This is a genomic window from Marinobacter sp. F3R11, from assembly GCF_003318275.1.
Classification (GTDB): domain Bacteria; phylum Pseudomonadota; class Gammaproteobacteria; order Pseudomonadales; family Oleiphilaceae; genus Marinobacter.
In genome coordinates, this window is record NZ_QOCH01000013.1 from 88,587 (window position 1) to 102,446 (window position 13,860).

Genomic DNA, 13,860 nt, shown 5'->3' on the forward strand with positions numbered 1-13,860 from the left:
GAGTTTAGCTGTTACCGAAAGCTTTCAATCGCTATGACGTTTGCTTTTGCACTGGTATCGGCTTCAGCACCGGTCGCCCAGGAAACCCAGCTACCAGACATTGGCGGAACTGGCGGCGGACTGATTTCCGGACAGCAGGAAAGTGACATCGGGCAACAGGTTATGGTGTCAATCCGACGGTCGGCGCCGCGCATAACTGACCCCCTGGTCTACGACTACCTTAGCGCCATCACCTATCGGCTGGTTCCCTCGGCTCCACTGGAGAACCGGGACCTGACTCTCGCACTCATAGACAGCCCCGCAATCAACGCTTTCGCAGTGCCCGGCGGTATTGTCGGCGTAAATGGTGGCCTTTTTCTCAACGCTGCAACGGAGCAGCAGTTTGCTTCGGTGCTTGCTCACGAGCTAGCCCACCTCAGCCAGCGTCACTTTGCCCGCCGGCTGGAGCAACAGGAAACCAGCACACCATTCACGATTGCCGGAATGATTGCCGGAATTGTGCTCTCAGCAGTTACGCAATCCGATATAGGTATCGCAGCAATCGCCGGCACTCAGGCACTGGCCGTGCAGAACATGCTGGCGTATAGCCGCCTGCAGGAACAGGAAGCCGACCGGGTTGGACTGGATATCCTGGCGACAGCAGGGCTGGACCCCCGAGGTATGCCTGAAATGTTTGAGATCATGATGCGACAAAACCGGCTGCAGGGAAACACCATGCCGGAGTACCTGTCAACCCACCCGCTGACCCGGAATCGTGTGGCAGATGCCCGTAACCGGGCAGAACAGTATCCCGACAAAAAAATACGGGACGGTCAGGAATATCACCTGGTACGCAGCCGTCTGCAGGTACACTACGCCGCAACACCTGAAGTTGCTGTTGAAACCTTCGAAAGCTATCTGGGAAAACCGGACGCCCAAAGCAATGAGGCTATTCAGTACGGGCTGGCTGTAGCCTATATGGCGAACGATCAGCTCGGGAAGGCTGCCGACCTGATCAACACCTTACTGGCCAGCAACCCAGGCAGAATAACCTTGCAGGTCACACTGGCAGAGATACAGATCCAGCAGAAAAAAACAGATGAAGCCAGAGCTCTTATGAAAGACGCCCTGAGCCGGAACCCGGGGAACTACCCCATCACGTCAACGCTTGCAGACGTGGAAATTGCAGCCGGTAACGGCTCTCAGGCCGCAGAGTACCTCAAACAACTGACACGCAGAATGCCCCAGCAGGAGTATCTGTGGCTGAGACTGGCGGAAGCTGAAGGGATGGCAAGAAATATTGTGGGCGTGCACCGGGCCCGCGCAGAGTACGATGCACTCATGGGCAACCTTGAATCTGCCCAGAGACAACTCAGGCAGGCTCAGGAAAAATTGCCCGCAGGCTCCGCCCAACGTCAGATTGTGAGTGAACGGCTGGCAGAGATTACCAGCCGTCTTCGGATGCAGCGAAACAGCTAGGCGTTACCAGCGGCCTTGAGATTCATTTGTGCGGTGAAATCCAGCATGCGGCGCAGGGGCTTGAGGGCGAGTTCCCGGGTCGCCGGATCCACATGCACTTCCTGGTCACCCATCTCAATTACCCGGAGCAGGTTTTCCAGGCCATTCATTGCCATCCACGGACACTGAGCACAACTCCGGCAGGTTGCACCATTGCCGGCAGTAGGTGCTTCAATAAGCGTTTTATTGGGCGCCAGCTGCTGCATTTTGTAAAAAATGCCATTATCCGTAGCAACAATAAATTCCTGATTCGGCATGGTCTGTACTGCGTGAATCAGCTGCGATGTTGAGCCAACCACATCCGCCAGCTCCACAACAGCATCCGGGGACTCCGGGTGCACCAGAATGGCAGCGTCAGGATACAAGGCCTTGAGATCTTCCAGACCGCGGTGTTTGAACTCCTCATGTACGATACAGGAACCATCCCACAGCAGCATGTCAGCGCCTGTGGTTTTCTGCACGTAATGACCAAGATGCTTGTCTGGCGCCCAGAGAATTTTCTCCCCCCGTGCATCCAGGTCTTCAACGATTGCCTGAGCACAGCTGGAGGTTACAACCCAGTCGGCCCGGGCTTTTACTGCAGCTGACGTGTTGGCATAAACCACCACCGTACGGTCACTGTGCTCGTCACAAAAGGCTTCAAATTCATCCGCCGGACAGCCTACATCCAGCGAACAGGTTGCCTCCAGCGTTGGCATCAGCACGCGCTTTTCAGGATTCAGAATCTTGGCAGTTTCACCCATAAAACGAACACCCGCGACGACTACCGTCGAGGCCGGGTGCTGGTTCCCGAAGCGGGCCATCTCAAGAGAATCTGCCACACAACCACCAGTTTCTTCAGCAAGGCGCTGAATGTCAGGGTCTGTGTAGTAATGTGCCACAAGCACGGCGTCTTTTTCCTTGAGGACAGCCTTTATACGGGCTTCAAGCCGTGCCTGCTCATCAGCACTGAGCGGCTTTGGCTCCGCTGCATGGGCCAGGTGTTCCTGAACAAGGATTCGGTCTTCAGCTTTAGTCATGTACAGCTACTCTCAGTTTTATTCTGCGCCCAGTATATCATTTCGGACAGCAGTAGCACTGTAAGACTACAACTTGTCCCGCAGGATCTCTTTGCGGGGCTGAGGGATGACAACCTTATCCACCAGCAGTCCCTTTTTCTTGATGTAGTCAGTACCCGCTTCAACAGCTGCTGTCACAGCGGCGACATCACCTGTCAGGGTCAGAAAACCTTTGCCACCAATCGCCATGGCCAGATGAATATCGATCAGTTCAACGTTGGCCGCCTTCACCGCAGCGTCCGCCGCCTCAATGATGGTGGCAACCGAAAATGTCTCGATAATGCCCAGGGCGGCCGTTTCTTCGATAACCCTTGTGCCACTGATGGCAGAAAATACGGAGGGATGAACATTGGGAATAATCAGTTCGTCCACAATGGTTTCACTCCCCATATCGAGCCCCGCAGACATGGCAGACTCAACGGCGGCTACATCGCCTGCTACCATGACCATGAATTTGCCCGGGCAGATGGTCCGGTTAAAAACGATTTCGACGTTGGCTGCCTTCAGCATAGCGTCGCCTACCGCATACCCCTTCGCGATTGAATTCATTTCAATCATTCCGATCGCACTTTTGTTGCTCATAATCAAATCCTGTTTGAGCCCGCGTCAGTTACCAGCATTGATTTCAATGAAGCCGTTTGTCAGTGTCACTTTACCGCTGATACTGGCGTGGACCGGAACACCCATCCCCTCGCCTGGTGGCCTGGCAATTACTGCACCCTCAGCCACAGTATCCCCCGTCTTGACGACCGGCTCGGGAAGCTGCCCCATGCGCTGATGCAATGAAATAACAACCCGGGAAGGAATCGTATCAACCTCTTTCCAGTGCGCCGTTTTGCTGTCGTATTTGGCCAGTCCCAGCTTGCGGACCAGCCGCGGCGATGGCACACCGCGATATTCACGCATACTGTGTACATCACGGGTCTGGCCCTGCAGCTGTGCCGGTGTCAGCCACAGATCGTTGGCTTTAAGGTCACGTTTGGTTGAAGCACAGATGTCACGGGGGTTCAGCTGCTCAGGACATGCCCACAAGGTACAGACATTACATTCACAACAGGCCTGGGCATGAACAGATAAGGTTTCGCTGACCTCCCCGGTGGTAAGCAAGGAGCGCATAACCAGATGCGGTTGTACCGGATATCCGAGCAGATATCTGGGGCACATTTCAGTACATAAGGTGCACTGGTCACAGCCGGACTTGCCGATTCGCCTGTATTCCTGCTCGGTTTGCGAGCGCCGTTTTACCAGGTTGCTATCCCGCGGCAGCACCAGCAACCCGCTGCTCACAGCTGATATAGATTCATCGAGGCTCTCAACTACCTGCCCCATCATGGCACCACCATCAATTACCACAGGGTCATCGCAGGTTATGGAACCCGCAAGACTGATGACATCTGCAAAGCGCATACCTATGGGCAATAAAGCTGTAAATGGATGCTCAACCTCTCCGTGAACCGTGATCATGGTGCGGGTTACAGGGTTACCCTGCTCAGCCCGCGCAATATTCACCAGCGTCTCGACATTCTGAACCAGTACACCAACATCCTTTGGCAAGCCGCCAGCAGGAATGCGGTTCCCCGTTACCTCATAGACCAGCTCATATTCATCACCTGCCGGATAAGCGTTAGGCATGGCTTTTACTTCAATATTCGCCGGCAGCAGAGGTTCTATATGAGATATGGAGTCCTGATGCATCTCTTTGATAGCGATTACACCCCGGCTGGCACCAGTCAGCTCCATCAAAAGTGCCATGCCCTGAAGCAGCTCCCCCGAGAACCGCTGAATAATCGTCTGATCTTTGAATAACAGGGGTTCGCATTCGGCGCCGTTAGCAATCAGCACGTCCGCCTGAGCCTGGATTTTCACATAGGATGGAAAACCCGCTCCTCCGGCACCCACAACACCCGCATTTCTGACTTTTTCCACAAGGGAGTTCATGTCAAGTGCGCCACTCATATGTCAATATGGTTGCTGGCAACCGCCAGAACAGCCTCCTCAAAGGCTTCACACGCCGCTTTACATGCAGCCTGAGTGCCCGTGAGATATCCACCACCGTAGTTGGTTTCAGAAGGCGGGGCAAAGAAGTTCGAAACCGTGACACTGGCGGCTTTCAGTGCCGCATCCATACCGAACATTGCCTCCAGCGGTGGCGCAATCAGATACGCCATGGAATCGCCTCGTTTTAACCCCCCCTCTTTGGACAGATAGCCGCCGGTAGCAGATACAAGATGGGCGAAGTACGCAATAGTGCCGTCTTCATTGGCAGAGTAAAAGCAGGCTTCATTCTCGATAACTTCCCGTGCTCTCTGAAGCCCTGCAATGACATCCGCTGGTCCTGGCCCGGCAATGATTCCGATTACCTCTCCGGATAGCAGACCGGATGAATGCGCCGCACCGGCGTAAAACGACCGGGCATAAACCACATCAACCTGTGCCGCTTTTGTCGCTTCATCCAGAGCCACGTAGGTAACGTCATCACTGTCGGCGGTAAGCATGCCAATGCAACGTTGTTCCTTTTTGAGATTAAATTGTTTCATCATTCCGTCATCGACTGACGCGATAACACGGGTTGCCAGTACCGACGCTCTGATTTCGTCCCGGATTGCCATGATGGTGCTCCTTTCAATATCGTACTGAGGTTTCTTTTCGAATACCCCGGACCATGAGTCTGAGCCCTTGGCTTCAGCGTTTCAGTTTTAGCCCGCTCGCCTTCTGCTCAAGCATTTTGCGCGTCAGATCAACAATAACGGCTGCAGCTTCAATGGGCGGCGTACCGCCTTTATGAATATTGGAAATAACCATGCGATCTGATTCCACCGTCTTCTGGGTGGGTTTGTAAACGCAATAACAGCTCAGGCTCTCAGACTGCCCCAGCCCGGGCCTTTCGCCAATGAGCAGAAGATTGGCTTCAGCCTGTAGAAGCTCGCCTATTTCGTCCTGAGCCTTCACCCGGCCGTAACGTAAAAAGAAAGGCGTGCCAACTGTAAAGCCGGCACTCTCCAGCCCCTTCATGAGAGGCGGGATGATTTCCTCAAGATTATTGGTAATAGCATCGGTACTCAGGCCATCAGATATAACCACCTGAACCTGGGGCGATTTTTTACAGCGCTCACCAATAATTTTCTTTGCTTCATCTGAAAGCTTGCGACCCAGATCCGGGCGCCTGAGGTACTCACTTTTATCAGTGGCGCAAGACTGCACTTCCCAGAGCTTGTGGGCTTCCAGCCATTCCGGAGTCACTTCCTTTACAACGGTGTCCTTGGAACGGGAATGGTCTGCAAGAAAACGCAGCAGTGAAATGGTGCGGGGCCTGGGTCCTGCGCGCCCCTGGCAGACCCGGGCGGCAGTTTGTTTGATCATATCGTCGTTTACTGAAGCGTTATGAGCATTTTCAATGCCATTCCAGTGAATAAATTTATCCAGGCTGAGGTCTTCCAGACCTTCTCCGGTATCCGCCGGCTTCTGTTCAGAAGAACGTTGGCTACCCGCAGCCGCCGATGGTTTGTAGGCCGGAGGATTATTTTGCTGTGAACTTTTGCCTTCAGGCTGAATGCGGGTTACCTGCCCTGAAGGGAGATCTTTCTCTCCCAGTTCACGCAACACTGAATTGACGATACTCTGGATTGTTTGCTCGTCCATGGTTATCACCTCAATCAAAGAAGATGGATGGGTCGCCCGCCCGGGCGGTGAGCTTGCCGTCTTCCATCAGACCCATAGTCTCCAGCCAGGCCTCGAACTCGGGAGCGGGACGGTATCCCAGGAGCCTGCGGGCAGTGGCGACATCATGGTAGCCAGTAGTCTGGTAATTCAGCATGATGTCGTCCCCCATCGGAAGGGACATGACGTAGTTACAGCCCGCAGCAGCCAGCAATGTGGTCAGGTTTTCGTTGGAGTTCTGATCAGTATCTGCGTGGTTTGTATAGCAGGCATCACACCCCATAGAGATGCCGGTCAGCTTACCCATGAAATGATCTTCCAGGCCGGCGCGTGTGATCTGTTGATGGTTGAAGAGATATTCCGGCCCGATAAATCCAACCACCGTGTTCAGAAGATGAGGGCTATAACGTTTTGCCAGGCCATAGTTTCTGGCTTCAATGGTTACCTGATCCGCACCATGGTGTGCATTTGCAGATAGCGCCGATCCCTGGCCAGTTTCAAAGTACATCATGTTTGGACCCGCAAGCTTGCAGTAATGCTTGCCCATCTCATAGGCTTCATCCAGCATTTCTACGGTGACACCAAACTCATTGAGGCCCTGTTCTGTGCCAGACAGGCTCTGGAACAACAGGCCACCGGGTGCGCCTTTTTCAAGCGCCGCCATCTGGTTTGTTATGTGAGCAAGTACACTACCCTGGGTTGGAATGTTCCACTTGTCCGTAGCTTCCTTGACCGCATTAAGAATACGAATGGTGTTCTCCACGGATTCGGTGACGGGGTTGATACCAATAACGGCGTCACCGCAACCGTAAGACAATCCTTCGTATACCTGAACCATGATGCTGTCGACATCATCCCGTGGATCATTCGGCTGCAAACGGGATGAAAAATGACCGGGAATGCCAACGGTGCAATTTGCTTTGGAAATCACATAGAGCTTCTTGGCTCCTACCATGAGATCCCCGTTCGAACATATTTTGCACACGGCAGCGACCATTTCCGACGTCAGACCCTTGCGCAACCGTTCATAGTCTTCATAGGTTGGCACATCAGACAGTATGTATTCCCTCAACTCACTGACGGTCCAGTGTCTGATGCTCTCATAGGCCGCTTTGTTCACCGAATCCTGGATCACCCGGGTTATCGAATCCTCTTCATAAGGAACAACCGGGTTTTCCCGTAAGGTTTCAAGGCGCATCTCGCTCAATACCTGCTTGGCAGCAACGCGCTCCTGAGCAGTTTCGGCGGCAACACCGGCAAGTACGTCGCCGGAACGGAGTTCATTCGCCTTCGCGAGTACATCCTTTACATCACGGAACTGATAGACCTTTCCGAAAAGTGTTGTTTTCAAGATCATGAAAAACCTCCCCCTCTAGGCAGGAAATGCCAGAGATTTGATGGTTAATGGCACAACTTCCCCGCCAAAAAAACTTTCACCGATATCGATATAATCACCAGTAACGGCTCGCACTTCGTCAATCACCAGCAATTTCTGAGGTTCAATCAAGGGTTGTAGCTCCATGCCCAACACCTTGCCCAGATCGTTTTCTGTCACGATGACTGCAGGTGCATGGCGATTACCGTGCTGGTGATAATATTCTGCTATTTCCTTTGCTGTGTGATGCACCACCCGATAGCTCATAGGCATATCCCCGCCCAGCGCGATAGCATAACTGTCCTCTCGCAACCGCAGATCCATGCGCTCTGCGGCTGCAATAATCTGCTGGCAAACCGGTGGCAGTTCAGCCTCCAGCCAGTCAATCTGTGGCTCTACCACTGGTATGTTGCGAATAGGTAGCGAATCTACATTCAGCCATATCGAACTTCCGGAGAGTGACATGGAGTAAGCACCTGCACCGATGACGGTTGCCTGCTGGGTCTGGGCCGGTACTTTGACATTCATGGCTGCAAGCGTAGGGTGTTTTAACAGAGCACCACCAAGCAATACGCCAATGTCCTGCCACTTGAACGGATCAAGTTCTTCTGTTTTCAGGCTGTAGTAACTGGTGCCGACGCCTCCGCTTATGAACACAGCGTCAAATTCCCCGGCTTCTTTCAGATACGGTGTCATCATCAGCTTTTGAGCCAGCTCAGAGCGTTTGCCGACAATGACATCAACAACCAGTTGTGCCATACAGTTGACTACGCTGTTGAGGCGATCAGCACTTAACTGGGTTTCCGACAACGCTGCTCCGAACAGGGATTCGATAACCGGTCTTGCTGGCTCCCGGATTTTGGTTACAAATCCCGACCGGTCAGTTTTGATCAGGTTCCCGCCGATATTAAGACATGCGGTATCTTCTACCCGACCACTGTTGAAAACCACGTAATTGCTGGTGCCACCGCCAATATCGATATTGAGCACCCGGGCGTGGTTCCGTTTGGAGTAGTCTCCGGCGCCACTGCCTCTTCCTGCAATTACAGACTCCAGGTTAGGCCCAGCAGTTGCCACCACAAAATCCCCGAGACGCTGAGCAAGCCCCATTACCGTGTCTTTGGCATTTTTAACCTTGGAGGTTTCGCCTGTGATGATAATGGCACCTGTTTCAATATCACTGAGCGCAAGGCCCGCAGCCGCGAACTGCTCGTCGATAAACCCTTGCAGTTCAGCCACATTAACGCTTCCGTCTTCCTGAAGAGGCGTTGCGCTCACAGGGCTCTGGTAAAAGATTTCACGTTCCACAAACTCATACCGTGGCACCTGGGTAACAGGCGCCCGGTTGACCATGGTGAGCCGTGAAAAGATCACCTGGGTTGTGGTGGTACCTATATCGATACCGACACTGTGTACGGTTTTTCTGTTCACAGTTACGCTTCAGCCTCTTCTGAGGTAGATCGATCCGCGCCAGGTTTACCGTTCTTCTCGATAGACGCGATCATCCGGTTGGCCACAAGCATGGCGAACAGAACCGCCGTGATACCACCGACAAGTTTGCCGATGATGACGGCCATGATCATGTCCGGCTTATTGGCAGCAGTGAAACCGAGGTGATCACCGAAGGTAAATGCCGCACTCACCGCAAAGGCCGAACATAAGATCTTGCCGCGGCTGTCCATATCCTTCATTACCTGGAACATCGGGATATTGTTGGCCAGGGTAGCGATCAGGCCTGTGGCCGATGTGGGGTTTACGTTCAGAACATGGCCCATTTTCAGCAGTGGCTTTTCAAACCAGCGGGTCAGAAGAAGAACCATGGGGTATGCACCCAACAGGATGACAGCAATAGAACCAATAACCTCGATTGCCCGCATATCGATACCCGGCTCATCACCTGGCACCATGAAAATCGGGTCCATTCCGGGAATCAGGGTAATGCCCAGGGTATGTTTCAGCACTGCGGCAGCGAGACCTATAGTGATAAAGGCAACCAGAAATTTCGCAAAAATTGCGAAGCCACTGATCATCCGGTCAGGCATGAACCAAAGGCCGGCCGCAATCAGAGCGGACACGATAATCACCGGTATCAGGTTCATGAAAATAAGTGGCATGTTGAACTGTATCGCCTGATCAGTCCCGGGAATGAGAACCGTTGAGGCCATAGCAGCCAGTCCACCGGCAATACAGCCAACAGGAATGGTTACAATACCCGCAAGTACGCCAGAGGCCAGATAGGGCCGATCACTTTCATGGATAATGCCGACAGCAACCGGAATAGTGAATACGATGGTAGGCCCCATCATGGCGCCAAGAATCAGGCCTGCATACATCCAGGCACCGTAGTTAATCGTGCCGTCCACAGCCGTAGCCATTTCTTTCGCCAGGAAGTACCCCCCCATGTCGTTGGCAAGCAAGGTGGTGGCAAACATGGCGGGATCAGCACCGAGAAATGTGTATATAGGCACAACAACCGGTGACAGTATTTTTGCAAGTACCGGCGCCATGGCAATAATACCGACCATAGCCAGCGCGAGTGCTCCCATGGCCTGAAAACCTTCTTCAAACTGGCTGCCTGCGCCGGAGATCGATCGACCCATGCCTCCGAGGCCGAGCTTTCCAAGAACCGGTTCAGAGCCGCCGAATTGCATGAATACCCGGTCCAGCGCGCCGATGACCATAAAAGTCATCATGATATAAAGGATTATCTGATTTAACATTTCCATAATCGGTTCTCCGCTTTCCAGCAAACATTCGAATCACAGGTTCTTCTTGGTACCGCAGGCCTCTTCAAGCAGTTTCACGATATCCGCTTCAGTAACGTCTCTCGGGTTAGACTCGATGCAAACGTCCGTCAGAGCTTCAACCGCAATCGCACTAAAGTCGTCACGGCGAATACTGGTCCCCGCAAGATCTTCCGGTAACCCTATATCAGAGAGCAGTTGTCTGACCGCGTCGATTGACGCCATACACTGCTCCCGCTCTGTCATTCCGGCATGGCTAACTCCCAGCATATGAGCGATAGCTGCATATTCTCTCTGGCAAACCAGTGCATTAAATTTCATTACGTAAGGAAGAAGAATTCCGTTGGCGATGCCATGGGCCAGATTGAACCGGGGGCCAATCTGATGGGATATGGCATGCACCAGGCCGAGCCCGGAATTGCTGAACGCAAGCCCGGCCTTATATGATGCGGTGGACATGGTAAGCCGCGCAGCCCTGTCTCCCCCGTTACCCACCACAACAGGCAGTGCCTCAGCAATGCTCTGTATTGCACATATAGCCAACGCCTTTGCGAGCGGATGGGAGTTTCGCGCTGCGTAGGCTTCAATGGCATGGGTGAGCGCATCAATACCGGTTGCCGCCGTCACCCTTGGAGGCAAATTGAGCATAAGGCCCGGGTCGACGATCGCCAGGTCTGGCATAAGATCGCCATTCTTGATGACGAACTTGTGCCGCCGGCCGGCCCGCATGATCACGCTGATATCTGTAACCTCTGATCCAGTACCAGCCGTTGTCGGCACAGCACCCAACCCGACGCTCCGACGACCACTGAACCCGGGCTCTGCCAGTTGATGCAGGCTGCACTCGCTGCTTCCTGTCAAGGCAATAGCCTTGGCCGCATCCAGTGCGGACCCACCACCAAAACCGAGTATGAAATCCGCCTTGTTGCGAGTCAGCAGTTCAGTCGCAGAAGCGACAACCGTTTCATCCGGTTCCTGAGTAATAGCGGGATAAATTGTGAACTCAATGCCTGCACGTTCGAGGCTACGCTCCATGCTTTTCATCAGGCCTTTGTCATGTACCACGCGGTCTGCGACAACCAGCACATGAGTTACATCCAGCTTGCCGAGCATCTCACCTATTCTGAGAATTGCTCCCTCACCCATCAACGTCTGGCGCGGTGCATTAAAATTGAACAGACCATGGGGCGTCAGCTCATCTACCGTGCGGGTGACAATGTCTTCTATCAACGCATTGTCCAATGGCTGCTCTAAAGAATGCATATCATCCAGCCCTCACTTCTCTTGCCTGGAGTACATCCGAATAGCTGGCGATCGCCAGTGGCGTCAGATAAAGCGGGTGCGAGGGAAGCACAACCTCAACATCCGGAAACTCCGCGGCAAATACCTCAAGAAAGCCTGGCAGCGCACAAGAGCCTCCGGTCAGGTAGATGGCTGGCACTTTCATACCGGCAATATGGCCATGAACAATATCTGCCATTTTCGCAATTACCGGTGTCGCCAGCTTGCACAGGGCAAGATCCTTACCGCTGCGCTTCATCTCTTCGGCTTCTTCATAGGGAATACCGAAGTGGCCAGCCAGAGCCAGCGTAATATGACGGCCACCGGTAGCATCATCCCTGGAACACACAACCTGGCCATGTTCGATAATTGCGGTTCCCGTAGTTCCACCACCAATATCGACCACCGCCGCATGATCAAGCTGCAACAGCCTGGCTACACTGCTGGGCTCATCAATAACACCAGCAACTTCAAGGCCGGCGGCCTCAATAACATTGGTTGAAATACGTGAGTCGGTACCTGGAGGAAAAGACGTGCTGACATGTTCAATCTCAATACCCAGCTTGGCGCTCGCACGCCGTACCTGTTCCCGGACAATCTGGCTGGCGCCAAAGAAATCGACAACCACACCATCCCGGACAACATTGGCCCAATCCATATAACCGGCTAAAGGGTTACCGTCGGCATCCAGCACAATTGTCTGAATATCAGCTGTGCCCAGATCGACACCTACCCTGAACTCCCCCTCAAACGGGCTGGAGGTGTCATCGTTGATCAGGCCGGCAGTTTTCTTCAGCAACCGGTTAACCTCGGCCATTGTCCTGCTCATTACTATCTCCTTGTCAGACGATCCGGAACGAATCCACCATGGTGCAACGCCGCTTGCGCACAAAAGTGCTGGCATTGGTAACGCCTTCACCGGTGGGAGTTGATATCGTCATGGATGTCCACCCTTCGCCGCCCGCACCCAGACCGGCAATGCAGGGCCCATTTTTCACAAACAGGCTGCAGTTGATTTCCAGGGCCATACGGGAAAGGTTGTCGATATTCCGGGAATGCATTGCAGCGGTATGAAGGTTTCCGGCTTCCAGTTCCACTGCCCAGTCAATAGCCTCATCGGCATTCCTGGCGCGTATCAGCGCAATAACCGGGAGCATCATTTCAGTTGTGGCAAAAGCATGATCCCGCTCGGTTTCCGTAACGAGCAAACGGGTACCTGCCGGGACACTGAAGCCAGCTGCTGCCGCAATTTTTTCTGCATCCCGCCCTATCCATTCCGGTTTCGGGCGAGGATTGGGACCCGGATAACCTGCCAGGACGAGCCTTGCAACAGCGTCAGCCTGATCCGCATTGATCTCTGCTGCACCGTGCCTGCACATGGCCTCTTTCAACTCAGTCGCAATCGACTCTACGGCAACGATTTCTTTTTCATCAACGCAGATAATGTTGTTATCAAACGATGCGCCCTGCACGATGCTGATCGCCGCCCGCTCTATATCAGCCGTTTCATCTACTACAACCGGGGGGTTGCCTGGCCCAGCGGCAATCAGGCGTTTATCAGTAACTTTGCGCGCAGCGTTCACCACCGCATCACCACCCGTAATGGTAAGCAGACGAATACCAGGGAAACTGAATAACCGGGTGGCCACCTCAATCGTGGGCTCTTCCACACAGGTAACCAGATTCGCCGGCCCTCCTGCACTTACTGAAGCCTGGTTGACCAACTGAATAGCACGCTGGGAGACCGCCTTCGCCGCGGGATGTGGGGAAAATACAACTGAGTTCCCGGCTGCAATCATGCTGATCGCATTGTTAAAAACGGTTACAGATGGGTTGGTTGAGGGAGTAACCGATGCTATTACACCCCAGGGCGCATTCTCCACAAGGGACAAGCCATGATCACCGGTAAGGGCAACCGGCATAATGGCCTCCACCCCCGGTGTTTTATCCAGTACGAGATTGTGTTTGCGTATTTTATCCTCTACCCGGCCGTAACCTGTTTCCTGAACAGCCAGCTGAGACAACTCCTGTACATGCTCATGCCCCAAACGTCGGATAGCAGCAATAATTGCTTCTCTCTGCGCCACCGACTTCAGCTGTTTATGAGCACTCTGAGCGGCTGACACCGCATCATCAAGTGTCTTGAATACCCCGTAACTTTCACCATCGCACTGCGGCGAGTGTAACTGCTCGATAACGCGGCGGACGATGGATTCTATCTGCTGTGCATCCATCTGCATGCTTCCTC

Annotated in this window: 12 protein-coding genes; 1 reads left to right on the forward strand and 11 read right to left on the reverse strand. The window is 53.5% G+C overall.

All coding sequences use genetic code 11. The features are described from left to right. Nucleotides 1-33 precede the first annotated feature (33 nt). A complete protein-coding gene (locus tag DS878_RS05365; RefSeq protein ID WP_410003464.1) occupies nt 34-1,458 on the forward strand; it encodes a M48 family metalloprotease in 1,425 nt (474 codons plus the stop codon). Here DS878_RS05365 and nadA read toward each other — a convergent pair. The 11 genes from nadA to DS878_RS05420 all read right to left on the reverse strand — a co-directional run bounded on the left by nadA (nt 1,455) and on the right by DS878_RS05420 (nt 13,852). After that, a complete protein-coding gene (gene nadA, locus DS878_RS05370) occupies nt 1,455-2,516 on the reverse strand; it encodes a quinolinate synthase NadA (protein WP_113814958.1) in 1,062 nt (353 codons plus the stop codon). The genes DS878_RS05365 and nadA overlap by 4 nt on opposite strands. 66 nt (nt 2,517-2,582) lie before the next feature. After that, a complete protein-coding gene (locus DS878_RS05375; protein ID WP_096781582.1) occupies nt 2,583-3,137 on the reverse strand; it encodes a BMC domain-containing protein in 555 nt (184 codons plus the stop codon). Between the two features lie 24 nt (nt 3,138-3,161). Further along, nucleotides 3,162-4,511 carry a 4Fe-4S dicluster domain-containing protein gene (locus DS878_RS05380; RefSeq protein WP_113814959.1) on the reverse strand — a complete coding sequence of 450 codons (1,350 nt, stop codon included), beginning with the start codon at nt 4,509-4,511 and terminating at the stop codon, nt 3,162-3,164. Continuing rightward, a complete protein-coding gene (gene eutL, locus DS878_RS05385; RefSeq protein ID WP_113814960.1) occupies nt 4,508-5,164 on the reverse strand; it encodes an ethanolamine utilization microcompartment protein EutL in 657 nt (218 codons plus the stop codon). Before eutL ends, DS878_RS05380 begins: the two co-directional genes overlap by 4 nt. Nucleotides 5,165-5,237: 73 nt before the next feature. Further along, nucleotides 5,238-6,194, reverse strand: a complete 957-nt coding sequence (gene eutC, locus DS878_RS05390; protein ID WP_113814961.1) for an ethanolamine ammonia-lyase subunit EutC — start codon at nt 6,192-6,194, stop codon at nt 5,238-5,240. Nucleotides 6,195-6,204: 10 nt separating this feature from the next. After that, nucleotides 6,205-7,569, reverse strand: a complete 1,365-nt coding sequence (locus DS878_RS05395; RefSeq protein ID WP_113814962.1) for an ethanolamine ammonia-lyase subunit EutB — start codon at nt 7,567-7,569, stop codon at nt 6,205-6,207. Between the two features lie 15 nt (nt 7,570-7,584). Next, complete coding sequence (locus DS878_RS05400; RefSeq protein ID WP_113814963.1) at nt 7,585-9,018, reverse strand: ethanolamine ammonia-lyase reactivating factor EutA; 1,434 nt, start codon at nt 9,016-9,018, stop codon at nt 7,585-7,587. Between the two features lie 2 nt (nt 9,019-9,020). After that, the gene (eutH, locus tag DS878_RS05405) at nt 9,021-10,313 is read right to left on the reverse strand and encodes an ethanolamine utilization protein EutH (protein ID WP_113814964.1); all 1,293 of its coding nucleotides are present in this window, start codon (nt 10,311-10,313) and stop codon (nt 9,021-9,023) included. A gap of 33 nt (nt 10,314-10,346) precedes the next feature. After that, the gene (locus tag DS878_RS05410) at nt 10,347-11,594 is read right to left on the reverse strand and encodes an iron-containing alcohol dehydrogenase (RefSeq protein WP_113814965.1); all 1,248 of its coding nucleotides are present in this window, start codon (nt 11,592-11,594) and stop codon (nt 10,347-10,349) included. A 1-nt stretch (nt 11,595) separates the two neighbouring features. Then, nucleotides 11,596-12,441 (reverse strand): ethanolamine utilization protein EutJ, encoded by an 846-nt coding sequence (gene eutJ / locus DS878_RS05415; RefSeq protein ID WP_113814966.1) that lies wholly within the window; start codon nt 12,439-12,441, stop codon nt 11,596-11,598. Nucleotides 12,442-12,454: 13 nt separating this feature from the next. Further along, entirely contained in the window at nt 12,455-13,852 is a 1,398-nt protein-coding gene (locus DS878_RS05420) for an aldehyde dehydrogenase family protein (RefSeq protein WP_113814967.1), read from the reverse strand. Nucleotides 13,853-13,860 lie beyond the last annotated feature (8 nt).